The organism is Streptococcus shenyangsis (assembly GCF_006385785.1).
GTDB classification, from domain to species: domain Bacteria; phylum Bacillota; class Bacilli; order Lactobacillales; family Streptococcaceae; genus Streptococcus; species Streptococcus shenyangsis.
In genome coordinates this window covers 1-23,518 of record NZ_VFSH01000016.1, presented here as the reverse complement: position 1 = coordinate 23,518, position 23,518 = coordinate 1, and the positions used below count along the sequence as shown (strand labels likewise).

The window sequence follows — 23,518 nt, the reverse complement described above, 5'->3', positions numbered from 1 at the left end:
GTTTTTAAAACGCATGAGGTTGGATAAAGAGTCTTTAAAATCAGAAAAATGCATATTATCAGATATTGAAAAAATTTGATGATATGTATTTTATTTTTCTAGAGTATTTTGGAGATTTTATACTTTAATTTTACTAGGATTGAAAGAAAAAATTAGTCATTTCCTATCTTTTCTATTGCTTTATTTCCTATCATTTGTTATATTAAAAGTGTAATTATTTTTTATTTAATGACGTAAGTGTTACACTTTTTAGACAGAAAGGAGTATTTTTTTAAACAGCAGATGTAAACGCTTACGTATATAGTGAAAGGATTTAGGACTTAATGGATAAAGGATTGTTTGAAAAACGTTGTAAATATAGTATTCGAAAATTTTCATTAGGGGTTGCTTCTGTCATGATTGGTGCAGCTTTCTTTGGAACTAGTACTGTCCTAGCAGATTCTGCACAAACAGGTTCAACAGCAAATATGCCTGCTGATTTGGCTGCAGCTCTTGCAAATGCTAAAGAGGACGGAGGGCATGATTTTGAAGCACCAAAAGCTGGTGAAGACCAAGGTTCTCCTGAAGTAACTGAAGGACCAAAGACTGAAGAAGAATTACTGGCAAAAGAAAAAGAAACTGCAACAAGCTCTTCAGCTTCAGATACTCTTCCTGATGAACTACGTGGAAAACTTGATAAGGCTGAAGAAAATGGCCACACTGCCTCAAAAGAAGAATTAGAAAAAGAGGATAAAAGCTTAGTTCCAGAAGATGTCGCTAAAACAAAAAATGGTGAATTAAACTATGGTGCGACTGTTGAAATTAAAAGCGCTGCGGGGATTGGCAGTGGTATCGTTATTGGGGAAAATCTAGTTTTATCTGTTTCTCATAACTTTATCAAAGATGTTCCAGATGGTAATAATCGTAAGGTAGCTGATAATGTTGAGAGTGATGGAGATGTCTATACAGTTTCTTACAAAGGAGCACCAGATGTCAAATTTAGTAAGAATGATGTAAAACACTGGGACCGTGAAGGCTTCCTCAAAGGCTATAAAAATGACTTGGCAATTGTTAAGCTTCGTACACCTCTTGCAAATGCTCCCGTTGAAGTGTCTGAGAAGCCTGCAACAACTAAGGTAGGAGATAAGGTCCATGTATTTGGATATCCAAAAGGAGAACTTGATCCGATTCTGAATACAAGGGTTGAGGACATTAACAATCACGGAGAAGGTGTTCGTGGAATTAGCTATCAAGGAAGTGAACCAGGTGCCAGTGGTGGTGGAATCTTCGATGAAAATGGGAAATTGATTGGTATCCACCAAAATGGTGTCTCTGGTAAACGTAGTGGAGGTATTCTCTTCTCACCTGCTCAGCTAGAGTGGATCCAAAACTATATCAAGGGTATTGAAACAAGGAAACCAGCTGGTCTAGATGCTCTCGATAAACAAGTGGAAAACAAGGAAGAAAAACCAAAAGAGGATAAACCTAAAGAAGAAAAACCAGCTGACAATAAGCCGGCAGAAAACAAACCAGCAGAAAATAAACCAGCTGAAACTAAACCGACTGAATCAAAAGAAGTCACTCCAGAATGGAAAACAGTTGAAAAGAAAGAACAACAGGGAACAGTAACTGTCCGTGAAGAAAAAGGAGTTCGTTACAACCAACTAGCTTCAACTGCTCAAAATGACAATGGTAAAAAACCAGCCTTGTTTGAAAAAGATGGTTTGACAGTAGATGCTAATGGGAATGCTACCGTTGATTTGACCTTTAAAGAAGAATCCGAGACAGGTAAGTCTCGCTTCGGTGTCTTCATGAAATTTAAAGACACAGATAACAACGTTTTTGTAGGATATGACCAAGGTGGATGGTTCTGGGAATACAAGACAAATGGTAGTGGACTTTGGTATCAAGGTGGACGAGTTGCAGCTCCAGTAAATGGATCTGAGAACCATTTGACGATCAGTCTAAAATCAGATGGACAGCTCAATGCAACTAACAATGATGTGAAACTTTTTGACACAGTGACCTTGCCATCTGCAGTAAATGATAAACTAAAAGATGAGAAGAAAATCGTTCTTAAAGCTGGAACCTATAACAGTAGCGAACGAACAATTGTCAATGTCAAAACTGACAACCAAGAAGGAGTTAAAAGCGATCAAGAATCGACTAAAAAAGAAAAGGGCGATACAGTAGATGATAGCAATGTAAAATACGACACTATTCAATCTACAGTATTGAAAGCAGTTATCGACCAAGCCTTCCCACGTGTTAAAGAATATGTTCTAAATGGAAACAAGCTTCCAGGACAAGTTCAACCAATTAATCAAGTTGTGATCAACAAGCACGCTGTGACTCCTGAAGTTACCTATAAAAAGGTTAATGCAACGACTGCTGAGTATGACATGAAACTCCGTGATGAGAAAAATCTCATCAATGCAGATATGACCGTTCGTTTGCAAGTAGTGGACAACCAACTTCACTTTGATGTGACTAAGATTGTCAACCATAACCAAGTGACACCAGGACAAAAGATTGATGACGAACGTAAATTACTTTCTTCAATCAGCTTCCTAGGAAATGCCTTGGTATCTGTTTCAAGCGACCAAGCAGGAGCTAAGTTTGATGGGGCAACCATGTCAAACAATACTCATGTAAGTGGTGATGACCATATCGCAGTAACAAATCCAATGAAAGAATTAGCTAAAGGGTATATGTACGGATTTGTTTCAACAGACAAGCTTGCGGCAGGTGTATGGAGTAATTCGCAAAATAGCTATGGTGGTGGTTCTTACGACTGGACACGTTTGACAGCTTATAAGAATACGATTGGCAATGCCAACTACGTGGAAATTCATAGTTCTGAATGGCAATGGGAAAAAGCTCATAATGGTATTGTCTTCCCAGAATATACCAAAGAACTTCCAAGTGCTAAAGTTGTCATCACAGAAGATGCCAATGCTGACCATAAAGTAGATTGGCAAGATGGTGCGATTGCTTATCGTAGTATCATGAATAACCCTCAAGGTTGGGAAAAAGTTAAAGACATCACAGCTTATCGTATCGCTATGAACTTTGGTTCACAAGCGCAAAACCCATTCCTCATGACCTTGGATGGTATCAAGAAGATTAACCTTCATACAGATGGTCTTGGTCAAGGTGTACTTCTTAAGGGATACGGAAGTGAAGGACATGACTCTGGACACTTGAACTACGCGGATATCGGTAAACGTATTGGTGGTGTCGAAGACTTTAAGACTCTTATTGCGAAAGCTAAGAAATATGGTGCCCACCTCGGTATCCACGTTAACGCTTCAGAAACCTATCCTGAGTCTAAATATTTTAATGAAAATATTCTTCGTAAAAATGCAGATGGTAGCTACAGCTACGGTTGGAATTGGCTTGACCAAGGTATCAATATTGATGCTGGTTATGACTTGGCTCATGGACGTCTAGCTCGTTGGGAAGAGTTGAAGAAAGAGTTGGGTGAAGGCCTAGACTTCATCTACGTCGACGTTTGGGGTAACGGTCAATCAGGTGACAATGGTGCCTGGGCAACTCACGTTATTGCGAAAGAAATTAACAAACAAGGTTGGCGCTTTGCTATTGAGTGGGGCCATGGTGGTGAATATGATTCTACCTTCCAACATTGGGCAGCTGACTTGACCTACGGTGGCTATACAAATAAAGGTATTAACAGTGCCATTACTCGCTTTATCCGTAACCACCAAAAAGATTCTTGGGTTGGTGACTACAGAAGTTACGGTGGTGCAGCTGACTATCCACTTCTAGGCGGTTATAGCATGAAGGACTTTGAAGGATGGCAAGGACGTAGTGACTATAACGGTTATGTAACAAACTTGTTTGCTCATGACGTTATGACTAAGTACTTCCAACACTTCACAGTCAGCAAATGGGAAGATGGCAAACCAGTAACCATGACTGACAATGGTAGTACCTATAAATGGACTCCAGAAATGAAAGTAGAATTGGTCGATGCTGCAAATAACAAGGTTGTGGTAACTCGTAAATCAAACGATGTCAACAGTCCACAATATCGTGAACGTACAGTTACGCTCAATGGTCGTGTGATTCAAGATGGTTCAGCTTACTTGACACCTTGGAACTGGGATGCGAACGGTAACAAGCTTGCGAGCGACAAGGAAAAAATGTACTATTTCAATACTGAAAAAGGTGCAACAACTTGGACGCTTCCTAGCGACTGGGCGAATAGTAAGGTTTACCTTTATAAACTAACTGACCAAGGTAAGACTGAGGAAAAAGAAGTTGCCGTGAAAGACGGTAAGATTACCCTTGATCTTACTGCAAATCAGCCATATGTTCTCTATCGTTCTAAACAAACAAATCCTGAAATGTCATGGAGTGAAGGAATGCATATCTATGACCAAGGATTTAACAGCGAATCTTTGAATCATTGGAAGATTTCGGGAGATGCGTCTAAGGCTGAAATCGTGAAGTCTCAAGGTGCAAATCAAATGCTCCGCATCCAAGGCAATAAAGAAAAAGTTAGTCTCACTCAAAAATTGACTGGCTTGAAGCCAAATACTAAATACGCAGTCTATGTCGGTGTAGACAACCGTAGTAATGCTAAAGCAAGTATTACCGTTAATACTGGTGAAAAAGAAGTAACTAACTACACCAACAAGTCACTCGCCCTCAACTATGTAAAAGCCTATGCTCACAATACTCGTCGAAGCAATGCAACGGTTGATAACACAAGTTACTTCCAAAACATGTATGCTTTCTTCACAACAGGTTCAGATGTATCAAATGTAACCTTGACCTTGAGTCGTGAAGCAGGTGATGAAGCAACTTACTTCGATGAAATTCGTACCTTTGAAAATGAATCAAATATGTACGGTGACGGTCATGATACTGCAACAGGTGTCTTCAAACAAGACTTTGAAAATGTGGGTCAAGGTATCTTCCCATTTGTCATCGGTGGTATCGAAGGTGTTGAAGACAACCGTACTCACTTGTCTGAAAAACATGGTCCATACACACAACGTGACTGGAATGGCAAGAAAGTTGATGACGTTATCGAAGGAAATTGGTCACTCAAGACAAACGGTCTTGTGAGCCGTCGTAACTTGGTTTACCAAACAATTCCACAAAACTTCCGCTTTGAAGCAGGTAAGACCTATCGTATTACATTTGACTATGAAGCTGGATCTGACAATACTTATGCCTTTGTAGTCGGTAAAGGAGAATTCCAATCTGGACAGGCAAGTAATTTGGAAATGCATGAATTACCAAACTCATGGACAGATTCTAAAAAAGCTAAACGCGCAACTTTCCTCGTGACAGGTGCTGAAACTGGCGATACATGGGTAGGTATCTACTCTACAGGAAATGCAAGCAATACTCGTGGAGATTCTGGTGGTAATGCGAATTTCCGTGGTTACAATGATTTCATCATGGACAGACTTCAAATTGAAGAAATTGTCTTGACTGGTAAGATGATGGCAGAAAATGCTGTTAAGAACTATCTTCCGACTGTTTCGATGGATAACTATACTAAAGAAACGATGGATGCTTTGAAAGAAGCAGTCTTCAACCTCAGTCAAGCAGACGATGATATTAGTGTAGAAGAAGCTAAAGCAGAAATCGCTAAAGTCAATGCTCTTAAAGATGCTTTAGTGATGAAGAAAACAGCTCTTGTGACAGATGATTTTGCAACCTTAAGTGCTCCTGCTCAGGCTGGTGAAGGTCTTGCAAATGCCTTTGATGGAAACTTATCTAGTTTATGGCATACATCATGGGGCGGAGGAGATGTTGGCAAGCCAGCTACAATGGTCTTGAAAGAACCGACTGAAATTACTGGTTTCCATTATGTTCCACGTGGTTCCGGTTCAAACGGTAATCTGAGAGATGTGACTCTTGTCGTAACTGATGAAACAGGTAAGGAACATACTTTCAATGCAACAAATTGGGCTGATAATAACAAACCTAAAGATATCAACTTTGGAAAGACGATCAAAGCTAAGAAGATTGTTCTAACAGGAACACGAACTTACGGAGATGGTGGCAATCAATATCAATCAGCTGCAGAATTGATCTTCACTCGTCCACAAGTGACTGAAGCAGGTCTTGATACTGCAGCCTATGAAGCTGCTTTAGCTAAAGCTCAAAAATTGGCTGATAAGAGCAATCAAGAGGAAGTAGCAAGTGTTGTTGCCAGCATGAAATTTGCAACAGATAATCATCTCTTGACAAATAGAATGATTAAATACTTTGCAGATTATCTTGATCAATTGAAAGATGAAACACCTACTCCAACTCCAGAACCGAAACCTGAAACTCCAACATCAAGCAAGGGTGACCAAGTAGCACCAGTCATTGAAGTTCCGGAATTCACAGGTGGTGTAAACGGTGGCGAATCAGCTATTAATGAAGCACCAGAGTATACAGGAGTAGTAGGGACAGCAGGAGATGAAGTGGCTGTAAAAGAGGTTCCAGAGTTCACTGGAAGTGTGAATGCGGTAGAATCAGCTGTACATGAAGTTCCAGAATATACAGGTGCAATGGGAACAGCAGGTGACCAAGCAGCACCTACGGTAGACAAACCAACTGGGGACGTTCGTGTCTTATCAGATAAATCAACAGGAGTTGTAGTTGCAGGACTAGCAAGAGACTTGGCACCAGACATGCACCTTCAAGTTCAAAAAGTAACAGACCAAAGCTTACAAGGTATGGAATTTGATGCTTATTCTCTTCATCTGGTAGATAAGGATAATCATAAAGTTCAGCCGAAAGGTGCAGTCCTTGTTAGAGTACCGGTTTCTGGTGAAGTGGCTGGGGTATACTATACTGCATCAGGTGAGTCAGTAAACTTTACAAATGGTCAGGGAACAATTGAATTCACAACAAGTCAACTAGGACATTATGCTGTTGTTTATAAACAAGTTTCTAAACAAGAATCACCATTAACTGAAGAACCTGGAGCTAAGGCGCAGACTCCATCAACTAAAGAACCTGGAGCTAAGGCGCAGACTCCATCAACTGAAGAAGTTGGAGGTAAGGCACAAACTCCATCAACAGATCAATTCAATCAGAAGCAACAGAGTTCAGCAGAACAAGCAGTTGAACATCAATCAGTTGATAGGTCTAAACCAGGAATGAAGATAGAAGAAGCAAAAGAAGAAATGACTGCTAAACTTCCAAACACTGGAACTAGCCAGTCAGATAAGCTCTTCTTCCTTGCCAGCCTCAGTCTAGCAATGTCTGCTCTATTTCTTGCAAAGAGAAAAGAAGATTAGAATATACAAGAGTTTTCATTAAAAGGGAGCTCAAACTCTCTGCTTGTTCTAGTGGAGAAAAAAGAATGCCCAGAGAGGACCTCTAGGTCCTCTCTTTTTCTAAAGGGAAATGAGAACGTTTACGATTGTGAGCGTATGAAAGGAAATAAGAAAAAATGGGAAAACATTTTTTTGAGAAACGGTGTCATTATAGTATTCGTAAATTTACGATTGGTGCAGCTTCTGTTATGATTGGTGCTAGTATCTTTGGTGCTGGCATGGTTCAAGCAGCTGAAACAGAAGGACCTGCTGAGACAGAAGGAACAATAACACAGGCTCAGCCTCTGGATAAGCTGCCAGCAGATATAGCAGCAGCTATTGAAAAAGCAGAAACTGCCACTACGACAGGGGATAGTGAAACTCAACCAAGTGAGACAGAAAGTCAGCCTGAAAATACTGGAGAAACAGTTACAAAGCCAACTGAAACTCCTGCTCCGAAGGAAGAAGCAACTCCAAAACCAGCAGAAACTCTAAAAGAAGAAGTAGCTCCAACAGCTAAACCATCTGAAAAGCCAGTGACTAAAGATTTGGTCGAAACACCAGATGTCAATCATTTAGAAAAAGCTTCTGCTACAGCATCAAACCATGAAGCAAACACACAGTACACAGCAGAAAAGGCAATTGACGGAAAACCTGATACTCGCTGGGCTACTGATCAAAATGTTGAAAAACCAACCATCGAATTTACACTTGAAAAGACAACAGTGATTAAGCATGTGGAGATTGATTGGGATCGCCGTGTTCGTGGTGAAAAAAATGATCCAAATATCAAGTCATGGAATCTTTATTACGCTGGCCAGGATGATGTGAATGGTTCGGGAGTTAAAGAATGGAAGTTAGCTTATCAAAGAACAGGCACTCCACTTCTTGATGAAAAAGTTGATTTGAAAGAGGCTATTCAAGCCAAGTACCTTAAACTTGAAATCACAGATTACCAAGCTGGTACTATGAACTGGAAAAATGTTGGTATTCAAGAAATTCGTGCCTATTCAAACATTCCGGATGCAAGCAAACCAACAGATATTCGTCAGGTGACAGAACTAGAAGTTGCTAAAGATGGAAAATCACTTGTTTTACCTAAATTACCAGGTCAAGTAAGCTTAATTGGTAGCAACAAACAGGGTGTTGTTGACCTAAATAACAAAATCTACAAACCTTTAACAGATCAAACTGTTAAGGTCATGGTCCAACAAGTCAAAGATACTCATACCTTCACAAAAGAATTTGAAGTTCTTATTAAAGGCTTGCATGCAGACGAAGGCGTTGGAACTAAACCAGCAGTTGCTCCAGCAGTTCAACAATGGTATGGAACTGAAGGAAAAACTTCTATTACATCATCTACTGTTATTTCAGTCGGAGATTCTGGATTTGGTCAAGAAGCCAAATTCTATCAGACTGACCTTGAAAGTCGTGGCTTAGAAATTGCAACAGGCAATCAGACAGCTCAAAAACGAATTGAATTTAAGAAGGTTGAAGACAAGGGATATGGTAAGGAAGGCTATGGTATCACTGTAAAAGATGGTGTTATCACTGTAGAAGCTGCAACAAATGCAGGTGCCTTTTATGCTACACGTACACTTCTTCAAATGGGAGAAAAAGATCTACAGAACGGTGAGATCCGTGACTTCCCAAGCTTCAGCCACCGTGGCTTTATGCTAGACACAGGTCGTAAGTTTATCCCTTATGATACGCTTGTAGACATCATGCTAAACATGGCCTACTACAAGATGAACGATCTTCAGTTGCACTTGAATGATAACTATATCTTCCTAAAAGAGCACTTGGCAGGTAAGAACTTAAGTCCAGAAGAAGAACTCAAGTATGTTCTAGAGCATGCCAAGACAGGCTTCCGTGTGGAGACAGATATTGTTGGTAAGGATGGCCAAAAATTAACATCAGATGAGCACTATACCAAGGAAGAAATGCAAGAAATCATCAAGTTAGCAAAAGCTTTGCATATCAACCTTGTTCCTGAAATTGACACACCAGGTCACGCCCTTTCATTCGTTAAAGTTCGTCCAGACTTGATGTACAAGGGTCAACTTAGTGCGAGAAAACACAATGTAGAACGTGTAGCTATGTTGGACTTGGATAACAAGTACGAAGAAACACTTGCTTTTGTTAAATTAGTCTATGATAAACTTCTTGATGGTCCAGATGCACCCCTTCATGGCGTTTCTACCGTTCATATCGGTACAGATGAGTATTATGGAAGTCCAGAAAGCTATCGTCGCTATGTCAATGACCTCATCAAGTATATCAAAGGAAAAGGTTATACACCACGTATTTGGGGATCACTCAGCGCCAAACAAGGAAAAACGCCAGTTGATTGGAAAGATGTAGAAGTGGATATCTGGAGCCTTGGATGGCAACGTCCAGCAGCTGCAATTGCTCAAGGTGCCAAGATTATCAATATCACAGATGTTCCAACCTATAGTGTCCCAAGTGGTAGCAATAGCCAAACTGCTTATGGAGATTATGCAAATTATGAAATTCAATACAATCGTTGGACACCAAATGACTTCTCAACAGGTGGTGGCCCACGTCTAGAAGCTTCTAATCCTAATATCATTGGTGGTGGTCATGCGGTTTGGAATGATAATATTGACCTCCATGAAACTGGACTTACTTCTTATGATATCTTTAAACGTTTCTTCAAGAGTATGCAGTCTACTGCAGAACGCACTTGGGGTTCCGATCGTGCAGCTAAGACCTATGCAGATCGTATTCAACCAGCAAGTGTCTATGCACCACAATCTAATCCTGAAAAGACTATAGCTGAAGAAGACTTGTTCAAGATTAATCCTGAGACTGTCAAAGATTACCTTGCTAAGAAAGTGAAGAAGACTGAAGCAGGATTGAATTTCGATAAAGACAGTACAATCGAAGGTCTAGTTGGTGACGCAGGACCAAGTCATGTCCTGAAAATGGATGTTACTGTAACTGGTGACGGTGAACAGACCTTCTCAACAAGTGGCAATAATCAACTTTATCTTGCAGATAAGGATGGCTACCTTGCCTATACTTTTGAGCAATTCCATATTCAATTCAACAAGAAACTTGAAAAGAACAAACGTTATCAAATCTCTGTTGTAACGAAACCACAATCTACAGAAGTTTATGTAGATGGTGAAAAGGTTGAACGTATTGCAAATCCAGCTAATCCTCGTTTTGCTCATAATAGCTTGGTTCTACCACTTGAAACGATCGGTGGTTTCAAAGGAATCTTGCATAGTGCTGAGTTGTCAAATGAACCATTTGTAAATCCACGTTTGATTCCAAATAATCATTTTACAGTTTCTGCAACTAGTCAAGAATTACCAGGTACCAATGCAGAAGGTCCAGTAGAAAAAGCCTTCGACAATGATCCAAATACCTTCTGGCATTCAAAATGGTCTGGACATCAAGCACCATTCACAGTTGCTATGAACTTGAAAGCAAGTGAAAAAGTCAATGGTTTGACTTATCTTCCACGTCCAGGTGGTGGTAATGGTGTCGTGACATCTTATGAAATATATGCTCAAAAAGATGGTCAGATGGTTAAAGTTGCTTCAGGAACTTGGGAAAACAATGCCAAAGAGAAAACAGTGAACTTTGATGCAGTTGAAACGAATAAGGTAGAATTAAAAGTCCTAGCAGGTGTTGCAGGATTTGGTAGTGCCGCAGAAATTCAACTTCTGAAACCAGTTTCTACTAACAAGGCAGAAGAGCCAGCTACTCCAAAAGCACCTAAAGTTGAGGAGATGGGTGACGGGACAACTGAACTTGCTGATAAATTTGTAGCTAGCAAGCCAACAAGTGATGAGGCAGTTGCTGCTGCAGCCCAAAGTCAAGACTACCTTAAGAAAGAATACAAGGTATTCCCAACACCACAAAAAGTAACTTACGATGAAGGTGTTACGAAACTCCATAAACAAGTCAATCTTGTCATGGGAGATCAATTAGATATCTATACTCGTAACCGCTTGAAGAGCGTTCTACAAGATCATCAAATCTCATACACAAGCAGTCAAACAGCAGTGGCAGGTGCTACTAACATCTACCTTGGTGTTCATGGTCAAAATTCACAGGCTGAAAAAGAAGTATCTGGAATTTCTCAAGGACTCTTTGATAAAATTGATGCTTATGCCTTGTCAATCAAGAACAATACAATCTCTATCGTCGGTAAAGATACAGATGCTGTCTTCTACGGTTTAACGACTCTCAAACACATGCTTAATGAGAGCGCGGCACCAGTCTTACGTAATGTAACAGTTGAAGACTACGCTGAAATTAAGAACCGTGGCTTTATCGAAGGTTACTATGGAAATCCTTGGAGTAATGCTGACCGTGCAGAATTGATGCGTTATGGTGGTGACTTGAAGTTGACCCAATACTTCTTTGCACCAAAAGATGATCCATATCACAACAAGAAATGGCGTGAACTTTATCCAGAAGAAAAACTAGCTGAAATTCGTGAATTGGCGCGTGTTGGAAACCAAAACAAGACTCGTTATGTTTGGACCATCCATCCATTCATGAATAATCGTATCCGTTTTGGTAACGATGCTGACTACCAAAAAGACCTTGAAACTATTAAAGCTAAATTCACTCAATTAATGGATGTCGGTGTTCGTGAGTTCGGTATTTTGGCTGATGATGCCCCAAGTCCAGTTGGTGGCTACAATAGCTACAACCGCTTGATGAAGGACATGACAGACTGGTTGACTAAAAAACAAGCAACTTATGGTGGCCTTCGTAAGGAAATGATCTTTGTCCCAGGTCAATATTGGGGTAATGGCCGTGAAGATGAGTTGAAAGCACTCAATGAAAATCTTCCAACTTCAACCTCTATGACCCTTACTGGTGGTAAGATCTGGGGTGAAGTATCCGAAAGCTTCCTCTCTAACCTTAAGAACAATCTGACTGCAGGTGGTAAGACATATCGTCCAGTTTCTCTATGGGTCAATTGGCCTGTTACAGATAATTCTAAACAACACTTAATCTTAGGTGGTGGTGAGAAATTCCTTCATCCAAATGTTGATCCTAGTCTTCTTTCAGGTATCATGTTGAATCCAATGCAACAATCTGAGCCTTCTAAGATTGCCCTCTTCTCTGCAGCTCAATATGCATGGAAACAATGGAAGTCAGAAGAAGAAGCTAAGAAAGTAAACGATATTGCCTTCAACTTTGTTGAAAATGGTAAGTTTACAGATAGCGAAACCTCTCTTGCCTTCCGTGAGCTTGGTAAACATATGATCAACCAAAACATGGATGGTCGTGTTGTGAAGTTGGAAGAGTCTGTTGAACTTGCACCGAAATTGGCGGCCTTCATGTCTAAGTTGAAAGCTGGTCAAGATGTTGGTGCAGAGCGTGAAGGCTTGCGTGCAGAATTTGCGAAACTAAAAGCTGCAGCTCAACTTTATAAAGCATCTGGTGATGAAAAGATGCGTGCTCAAATCCATTATTGGTTGGACAATACCATTGACCAAATGGATGCCTTGAGTGCTCTCCTTGATGGTACAGAGGCTATCGAAAAGAACGATTCTGCAAAACTTTGGGATAGTTACTATAAGGGATTGAAACTATATGAACAGTCTCAAACTTATACCTTCCATTATGTAGACCATGACGAAAAAGCTGAGTTGGGTGTTCAACATATCCGTCCATTCTTGCTTGGACTGCGTGAAATCTTGGCAACAGAAGTTCAAAAAGCCTTGCATCCTGATCAAGTGATTAGTACCTTTATCACAAACCGTACAGGTGTAGAAGGCGGACTTGCTGAGGTAACTGATGGAGATTTGGGAACTCATGCATTAATCAAATCGCCAAACAGTATCAAGACTGGTGATTACATTGGTTTGAAATTTAACAAAGCTGTTCCACTCCAAAACTTGACCTTTGCAATGGGAACTCAAGCAAATCCTCGTGATACCTTTAACAATGCTAAGGTTGAGTACCTAAATGAAAATGATGAGTGGGTAACACTTTCAGAACCAAGCTATACTGGAAATGAATCTCTTATTAAATATGAAAAACTCAATATTCGTGCCAAGGCTGTTCGAATGATTGCGACTTCAGATCGTGATAATACTTGGTTTGCTGTAAGAGAAATTGCTGTTAACCGCCCTGTGGAAGTTACTCGTGCTAAACAGGCAGCTACTGTGACGATTAGTCCAAATCTTATGTACAAGTACAATACGACAGTTGGTCAGATTACAGACGGTCGTGACAATACTGAAGCCATGCTTGCGAATGCTGATCGAACTGATACAACTCCAGTAAATAGTTGGGTACAACTAGACTTAGGCGAAGTCAAACCTGTGACTAAGGTTCGTCTCCACCAAGGTTCAGGAGATAAATTAGCAGAAGGTGTTCTTGAATATTCTGCAGATGGTAACTCATGGCAAGAATTGGATCGCTTGACTGGTGAACAAACCAAAGAAATCGAAACTCCAATTTCAGCTCGCTATGTCCGTATTCGCAATACTAAGAACACCAACCTATGGTGGCGTATCGCTGACTTCTCAGTTGAAACACGTACAGGCAATAGCCAATTGACTGATACAAATGTTGAGAACTTGAAGTCAACTCCAGTTTATGACAGCCTAGGCCGTTATAATATGCAAATTCCGAGCGGAACAAAACTTCCAGCTAAAAGTTATTTGGGTATGAAACTTGATCGTCTTCACCAAGCTGAACTCATTCAAGCGGTTGGTACAGAAAACCCATCCCTTAATTTGGAATATTCTCCAAATGCCCAAGAATGGTATCCGGCTGATCAAGTGACAGATAAGTCCTTGGTACGTTATGTTCGTTTGGTCAACAAGACTGACCAAGAACAAGCAGTGACAGCAACCTCTCTACTTGTTCAGACAAAAGAAATTCAACCAACCACACTTGATTCGACATCAATGGGCATCCATCCAACATATGGTCGCAATGACGTTCGTAAGATTAAGAACTTGGATCAATTGTTCGATGGAGTTTACAATAACTTTGTAGAGTTTTCAGACTATGCGCGTAAAGATGGTCATATCACCTTGAAGCTAGGTAGTGAACGTGCAATCAAGAAAATTAGAGCTTACATTCAAGACGGCACTCAAAACTATCTCCGTGATGGTAAGATTCAAGTCAGTCAAGATGGCAAGACTTGGACAGATCTTGTGACAGTTGGTGATGGTGTTGCCAATGAGACACGTGATGATTCCTTGACAGATGGTTGGACACATGATTCTAAGATGCCAGGAAACCGCTACATCGAGGGTGAACTTGCAAGTCCAGTTAAAGCCAATTATCTCCGTGTTCTATTTACAGCTAACTATGATGCTCGTTTTGTAGGCTTCACTGAGTTGGTTATCAATGATGGCGAATTCGTGAAACCGATTAATGATCCAACTGTTCAAGGAAACAGTGGTGAAAGCCAAGGTAACCTCTACACCAACCTCGTAGATGGTAAGGTATTGACTAGCTATAAGGCTGAGAAAGAACAAGGTGAGCTGGTCTACCACTTGTCAGAACCGACAGATGTCAACCATATTCGACTTGTTTCAAGTCTTCCGCAAGGAGTGAAGGCTCGAGTATTGGCTCGAACTCTTAAATCAGATAAAAGAGATTCTTGGTCAGAAATAGGTGAGATTACCTCAAGCTTCCAAACATTTGCTGTCCGAGATAAATCTCCATTATTGGATGTGAAACTTGTTTGGGAAGGAGGTAAACCAGAGTTCTACGAAATGACGACATTCCACCAAGAACTTCCAGAGGAACCAGCCAAACCGGCTCCAACTACAAGTAAGGGTGACGAACCATCACCAGTAGTAGAAGTCCCAGAATTTACTGGTGGCGTAAATGGTGTCGAAGCAGCTGTTCATGAAGTTCCAGAATACACTCAAGCTATTGGCACAGCAGGCGATGATGTGGTTCCAGTAGTAGAAGGGCTAGAATTCAAAGGCGGAGTAAACGCAGTTGAGGCAGCTACCCATGAAGTTCCCGAGTATACTGAAGCTATTGAAAAAGCAGACAAGCTACCATCACCAGTAGTAGAAGTCCCAGACTTCAAGGGTGGCGTAAATGGCACTGAAGCAGCTGTCCATGAAGTCCCAGAATATAAAGAAACAGCAAGCCCTCAAGTCACTCCAACAGAGGAAAACTTGAAAGATTCGGTTGATAAAGTCGATGGAGATAAGATGAGCAGTGGCAATCGTGATGTTGAAACTACTGTTGAAAAGTCCGATGAATTTGCAAGTGCATCAGTGAAAACAGATCAAGCACAAAAACAAGAACAACCACAAACATCGGTTGCTAAAGTTAAAGATCAACTTCCAGCAACAGGTGGAGAAGAATCAGCTACTTTAGCCTTGTTAGGTGGTCTTGGACTAGTTCTCTCTGCCGCTTTTATCAAAAGAAGGAAAAAGGATTAAGAATTCGAAAAAGAGTTATTCAATAATCCTGGATAAACATTAATGTCACAATAAAACCACACAGTGATTTCAGTATTGAGCATCATCAAGCTGAAAGCAACACTGTGTGGTTTTTGAATAGTTGATAGTTTCGGACCAGATTCTTTATCCATTGTTAAGCTTCTCGTTATAGGATGTTGCCTCAATCTTTTTTTGTTATATTAAAATCATAAAAAAGATTGCAATTTTTTGTTCATTTTGATATATTCAATATATACAAAAAACAAACTCGATGCTTAGTTGTGTGTTCAGAAGGAAGTTATTTTTCTAAAAAAGGAAGCGCTTACTCAGCATCAAGAAAAAGAAAAGAGGATTTTAATGAACAAAAGACTTTTCGATAAACGTTGCCATTATAGCATTCGTAAATTTGCTATAGGTGCGGCATCTGTGATGATTGGGGCTAGTATATTTGGTATTTCAGCTGTACAAGCTGAGGAGGTGGCTTCATCCAATACTCAAACAGAAGAAACAACAGTTCATCAACCTCAGCCTTTAGATAAGCTTCCCGATGATGTGGCAGCTGCTATCGCAAAGGCTGATGAGAATGGTGGACGTGAGTTTGTAAAGCCAAAAGCTGAGTCGACAGAAGACAAAGTGACTAAGGATACAGAACCTACTAAACCTGTTAATGAAGGTAACCATGAATTGGTTAATCCTAAAGTTGAAACTCCAAATAAGGTAGGAGAAGAAAACGAAGCTGAAGAGAGGCAAAAAGCTGAAGAGACAAATCCAAAGACTGTGGAAGATGGTCCGAAATCTACAGCAGCAGTTGAAACAGATGTAAAAGAGGATGCTAAGAAAACTTCAGAAAAGGATCAGGTAAAACCGACTGCAGATCTCAAATCTTCTTCTGAAAAAACGCAAGCGCTTTCTAAAGAGTCAAGTAAAGCGGATGTTGAAACAGAGAAGCAGCTATTATCAGATCGAAAACAAGACTTCAATAAAGATTGGTACTTTAAACTAAACGCCCAAGGAGATTTTTCAAAAAAAGATGTGGATGTTCATGATTGGTCTAAATTGAATCTACCACACGATTGGAGTATTTATTTTGACTTCGATCACAAGTCTCCTGCTCGCAACGAAGGTGGACAGTTAAATGGTGGAACGGCTTGGTATCGTAAGACTTTTACACTGAATGAAGCAGACAAGAACAAGGATGTTCGTATCAATTTTGATGGTGTTTACATGGATTCTAAGGTTTATGTAAATGGTAAATTTGTAGGACATTATCCAAGTGGTTATAATCATTTTTCTTATGATATTACAGAATTTTTGAACAAGGATGGCAGTGAAAATTCCATTACCGTTCAAGTGACCAATAAGCAGCCAAGTAGTCGTTGGTATTCTGGAAGTGGGATTTATCGTGATGTAACCCTTAGTTATCGTGATAAGGTCCATGTTGCGGAAAATGGGAACCACATTACAACACCAAAATTAGCTGAACAAAAAAATAGCAATGTTGAAACACAAGTTCAAAGTAAGATTAAAAATACAGATAAAAAGGCTGCGAATGTCTTTGTGGAGCAACAAATTTTCACTAAGGAGGGTAAAGCTGTTTCAGAACTAGTTCGTTCTGAAACTAAGAGTTTGGCAGAAAATGAAACAGCACAATTTAATCAGAATATCCTGGTTAATCAGCCAACTCTTTGGACAACGAAAAGTTACCATCCTCAACTTTATGTTCTAAAAACAAAAGTCTATAAAGAAGGCCAGTTAGTTGATGTAACAGAAGATACATTTGGTTACCGTTATTTTAACTGGACAGCTAAGGAAGGATTTTCTCTCAATGGTGAGAGAATGAAATTCCATGGGGTAAGTATTCACCATGACAATGGAGCCTTGGGTGCAGAAGAGAACTATAAGGCTACTTATCGTAAATTAAAACTTCTGAAAGATATGGGAGTGAACTCCATTCGTACCACTCACAACCCGGCGAGCCCTCAGTTGCTAGATGCTGCGGCGAGTCTAGGACTTTTGGTTCAAGAGGAGGCTTTTGACACTTGGTATGGTGGCAAGAAGACTTACGACTATGGACGTTTCTTTGATCAAGATGCGACTCATCCCGAGGCTAAGAAGGGAGAGAAGTGGTCTGATTTTGATCTTAGAACAATGGTAGAACGTGATAAGAACAATCCGTCTATTGTGATGTGGTCTCTTGGAAATGAGGTAGATGAAGCGAATGGTAGTCCTCGTTCTATTGAAACTGCTAAACGTTTGAAGGCTGTTATCAAAGCGATTGATACCGAGCGTTACGTAACCATGGGTGAAAATAAATTTAGTCGTGCGTCTACAGGTGATTTCTTGAAAGTTGCAGAAATCATGGATGCTGTGGGTATGAACTATGGAGAGCGTAATTATGAAGCTGTTCGTAGAGCTCATCCAGACTGGCTCATCTATGGTTCTGAAACTTCTTCAGCTACTAGAACGCGTGATTCTTATTACAATCCTGCTCAAATCCTTGGACATGATAACCGTCCAAATCGTCACTATGAACAATCTGACTATGGTAATGACCGTGTTGGATGGGGAAGAACAGCTACTGAGTCATGGACTTTTGACCGTGATCATGCTGGCTATGCTGGACAATTTATCTGGACAGGAATTGACTATATCGGTGAACCAACTCCATGGCATAACCAAGATAATACACCCGTAAAAAGTTCTTACTTTGGTATCATCGATACGGCTGGTTTACCCAAGAATGATTTTTACCTTTACCGTAGTGAATGGTATAGTGCTAAAGAAAAACCAACTGTCCGAATTTTACCACATTGGAACTGGACTGATGAGACACTCAGGGATCGTAAGATGCTGGTCGATGGAAAGGTTCCGGTTCGTACCTTCTCAAATGCAGCAAGTGTCGAATTGTTCTTAAATGGAGAGTCACTTGGTAAAAAGGAATTTACTAAGAAAACGACAGAAGATGGACGTCCATATCATGAGGGAGCTAAACCAAGTGAATTGTATCTCGAGTGGCTCGTTAAATACCAACCAGGCACACTGACTGCGATTGCTCGAGATGAAAATGGCAACGAAATTGCGCGTGATAGTGTGACAACTGCTGGGGAGCCAGCAAGAGTTCGTCTGACTAAGGAAGAGCATGTTATCACAGCAGATGGTAAAGATTTATCTTACATCCATTACGAAATTGTTGATGGAGAAGGGAATGTTGTTCCGACAGCTAACAATCTTGTTCATTTCAATCTTCATGGTCAGGGACAGATTGTTGGTGTGGATAATGGAGAACAAGCTAGTCGTGAACGCTACAAAGCTCAAGCAGATGGAACATGGCAAAGACGTGCTTTCAATGGTAAAGGGGTTGTCATTGTAAAATCAACAGAAAAAGAAGGTAAATTTACTCTTTATGCAGATTCTGCTGGTTTAACATCTGATAGTGCAACAGTTGCAACCGTGTCTGGTAAGAAAGAAAACCGTCACTTTATAGCCTATGCTCCTGTGAAGGCCACAACTGATGTGAGTACCACTCCTGAATTACCACGAACAGTAACAGCTATTTATAGTGACGGTAGTGTTGAGGAAAAGACTGTAACATGGGACGTGCCATCTGACTTGCTTACAAGCGCAGGTGAGAAAAAAGTATTTGGTAATGTAGAAGGTATCGAAGCTAAGGCTGAAGCCCTTGTCAAGGTAGTTGCACTTGATAAGTGGTTGCCTAAGGTAGCGACAGTTCCAGTTGGTACAACGGCAGCTGATTTGGATAAAACGGTTACTGCTGTTTTGTCAGATGGCAGCTTGATTGATACAGATGTTGTGTCTTGGACCTTGAAAGATCCTGCCGCCTTGACTAAAGAAGGTGGACGAACTGAAGCAACTGGTAAATTGACAGATGACGATCGTGAAGTAACTGCAACCTTTATCGCAAGCAACAAGGAAACAGAAAGTACTGTTACAGGTCTCACGGTTGGAGATAAGACTCTTGAAAACTTTGAGCCTGGAAAGACTTATTACCGAGTATCCCTTCCTTACACTGCTAAAATCCCAAGTGTTGGAGCACAGACTACAGGCTATCAGGTAACAGTTCAGCAAGCTTCTGCTGATAATGGTTATCAGGCTTCTGTCTTCTTGAGTGACCAGAAGGGTGACTTGGTTCAAACTTACTTGATTCAATTCGTGAAGGAAGCACCTGCCTTGACCCGCTTGGAAGTAAACGTTGAAGGAAAAGAGAAAGCAACAGAAGATCAAGTTCTCCCTTATCATGTGATTGGGCATTATGAGGATGGTTCACAGACGGAATTTGCAGCGTCAGATGTCCACTTAGAAGCCAAGTCAGCTGATGGTGGTCATCTTGAGGTAAATAGACAGAACTTGTTGCTCTATACTAAGGGTCGTGTTACTCTAACTCCTCGTATTGACAATCAAACAGAAAAAACGCAATCTGTCGCAACTGAATTGGTGATTAAAGAAAATAAAGTAGAGAAGAAAATTGTCAAACTTCATCCAGTTTCTGCCTCTACCGATATCAATCAGCAACCTAATTTACCTAGTCAAGTTGGAGCAGAATTTGATAAAGGCTTGCCTCGTAAGGTAGCTGTAACTTGGGACAAAGTAGCTGAAAAAGAATTGGGGCACTATCATAGCTTTACCCTTAAAGGACATGTAGAAGGTACAGATATTGAGGCTCAAGCAACTGTGACGGTTGAAGGCTTGCAAGTTGCAGAGGAAATCAGCCTTACTCTTCCTAAGGGTGAGACAGTTCAATTGCCAGCCAGTGTACGTGCTTACCATTCTAATGGAACCACTATCTACAAAGATGTGGTTTGGGATCAGGTACCAGCTAACTTTAGTCAAACTGAAGGGGTGTATGAAATCAATGGTCATTTAGTTGGTAGCAATCTGACCACCAAGGCTCATGTCCGTGTTTCTAGTCAAGTGGTTGCTGGAAATAATATCTCTAAACAATGGACAGGTTCACAATTACCAGCAGCTATTGTATCCAATACAGGAGGGGATGATTCGGCTAATGCTTTGAACGACCTGACTGTATCAAGAACGCCTACAGATGCTAAAAATAGATGGACTACTTGGAGAACAAATACTGATAATGACTGGGCATCAATCTTGTTTGGAAACTCTGGTGATTTGACCAAGCGCTTTGTTGATAATCTTTCAGTTGATTTCTATACTGATGGAGCGATTGGTCTTCCAAAAGAATATGTTATTGAATACTATGTCGGTCAAGAAGTTCCAGATCTTCCGAATGATGTCAATAATGCTCAACGTGATAGCAACCATCCATTTAATAATGAAGCTAACTGGAAAGAGGTGGAACACCTCAAAGCTCCTGGACAATTATCTGCAGGTAAAACCAACCACTTTACATTTGATAAGGTAGAAACCTATGCTGTTCGTATGCGCATGAAGAAAGCAGATGGAACTGCTGGTGTTGGTTTGACAGAGCTAACTGTCCTTGGAAATAAGGTAGTGAGCTCTACAAGTTCAGAAATTTCTATCCAAGTAGATGGCAAGAAGCTTGAACATTTCAATCCATCTAAGACTGATTACTATATTCCTAAATCTAGCAAAGAAATCACTGCAACAGCTAGCAATAATGGTCTGGTAACAGTTGTGCCTGCAACAAGTGAAAAAGGTGCGACACGTCTTATCTTAAAAGCTGAGGATGGAACTGTTCTGAAAGAATATCGTATCTTCCGTGATGACGAAAAAGAGTCAACACAATCAGCAGCTGCAGAAAATAGTGCCAAGACCCTGAATGTTGGTGATCAACTTCAATTGCCTGCTGAAGTGACAGTCTATTATCCTTCACAAGCTGGCTGGGTTAAGGCTAACCTTGCAGTTCAATGGGATGCCATTCCTGAACATGCGACAGAACAGGAGGGAAGTTTTGAAGTAACTGGTCATGTCATTGGTACAAATCTAACAACTAAAATACAGGTGACAGTTGTAGCTAAAGGTAACCAAGTTCTGTCAGAAAATCCAAGCAACAATGAAACGGATTCTAAAGCCTTTGCTTCGACAACGAACGATACACAAGCAGCTTCACATGATAGAATTTTCTATATCAATGATGGAAAATACAATGAAGATGGACGTTGGACAAACTGGTCTCGTACTCCGAAAAATCAAGAAACTTCTGTCGGCCTACTCTTTAAGAAGGATGGAAAAATTGCCTCTCAATCCATTGGAAAAGTAGCAATCCAGTTCTTTAAAGATAGTGGAACAGATGCCCCAGAGAAAATGGTTCTAGAAAGATATATTGGTCCTGCCTTTACAGAACCAAGTACGATTTCTCGGTATGAAGAAAATGCTGACCATCCATTCAACAAGGCAGAAAATTGGGAATCAATTCCTTATAAAGCTTCTGGAGAATTAGTAGCTGGTAAACCAATCGAGTTTAACTTTGATCCGGTTCAAACGACAGCTATTCGTGCTCGCATGACTCGTAAGGCTACTACTAATGGCCTAGCACTTGTAGAATTTACAGCCTACTCTGCAGGCAAAGGAGCAGAAGTGGAAACACCATCAGCGACTATTTCGATCGATGGAAAAGCATTGGAAAACTTTGAACCAAATGTGACAGATTATACACTAACAGCAATGAGTTCCCAACCAAAAGTCACTGCGACAACTAGTGGACATGGAGTAGTCACAGTTGTGAATCCTGGAAATACTAATCTTCCAACACTTGTTCGTCTTGTTTCTAAAGATGGAACTCTTGTGAAAGAGTATCGTTTACACTTTAAGGCAGCCTTCCAAACAATTCCGACAGAAGGAGTTAAGAACTTAGTAGCAGAAACTCCAAGCTTGGAAATTGAAAAGACTCCGCTTCCATTTAAAGAAGTTATTCGTGAAAATCCTGAACTTGCTCAAGGTAAACGTCGTGTAGTTTCTGAGGGACAAGATGGAGAAAAAGTTGACTTTATTCAAGTATCAGGAACTACTAGAACTATTGTTCATACTGAACAAAGAAAGGCTCAAGACCGCATTGTCGAGGTGGGAGTAAAACCATCTATTTCAAATAGTAAGGGCGGGGAACCTGCGCCAGTCAACGAAGTTCCAGAATTCAAAGGCGGAGCTAACTTTGTTGAAGGAGCAGTCAATGAGGTTCCAGAATTCAAAGGCGGAGCTAACTTTGTTGAAGGAGCAGTTAACGATATTTCAGAATACATAGGGAAACAATCAACTGTAGGTAATCAGGTAGCACCAATCGCTGAGAAGCCTAAATTTAAAGACGGGGTAAATACAGGAGTGCCTCAAGATAGTAAACTTCCAGAGGATAAAGGTGTTCCAGCAACAGTAGGAAATCATGAAGCACCAGTTCGTGAGAAAACAGAGCATCCAGTACAGAACTTAGCAAATAACCAGACTACAGAAAGAAAGGCTTCAGCAGTCAAAGGAGATCAAAATAGCTTACCAGAAACTGGTGAGAGAGAATCTGATACAGCCATCTTCTTAGCAGGTGTTAGCTTGGCCTTGTCAGCAACACTATTGACTGCAAAACGTAAAGAAGATTAGACTTTATCTCTAAATTATTCTTATTTGTATAGATTAATCGAGGATTAAAAATTGAATCGGTAAATGAGCAGGACTACTATGATATAAAGCCTCAAATTGAGTAGAAATATAGTAGATCCTTGCATGATAAAACGCATCGTATTAAGGTTTTGAATACCTAATATTGAACTGCACCCCAAAAGTTAGACAGAAAAAATCTAACTTTTGGGGTGTTTTTATTATGAAATTAACTTATGATGATAAAGTTCAGATCTATGAACTTAAAAAACAAGGATATAGCATAGAGAAGCT

Annotated in this window: 3 protein-coding genes and 1 pseudogene; all 4 read left to right on the top strand. The window is 40.4% G+C overall.

From position 1 onward, the window contains the following. Window positions 1-323: 323 nt before the first annotated feature. Window positions 324-7,256, top strand: coding sequence for a SpGH101 family endo-alpha-N-acetylgalactosaminidase (locus FJR77_RS09375; protein ID WP_140834631.1), 6,933 nt, complete (start codon window positions 324-326; stop codon window positions 7,254-7,256). A gap of 155 nt (window positions 7,257-7,411) precedes the next feature. Next, on the top strand, window positions 7,412-15,694 hold the full coding sequence (locus FJR77_RS09370; RefSeq protein WP_140834633.1) for an SIALI-17 repeat-containing surface protein: 8,283 nt from the start codon (window positions 7,412-7,414) through the stop codon (window positions 15,692-15,694). Window positions 15,695-16,051: 357 nt separating this feature from the next. Continuing rightward, window positions 16,052-23,227: an SIALI-17 repeat-containing surface protein gene (locus FJR77_RS09365; protein ID WP_140834635.1), complete on the top strand. Its 7,176-nt coding sequence runs from the start codon at window positions 16,052-16,054 to the stop codon at window positions 23,225-23,227. A gap of 220 nt (window positions 23,228-23,447) precedes the next feature. Further along, window positions 23,448-23,518: pseudogene (locus FJR77_RS09360) on the top strand (transposase); the annotation flags it as partial.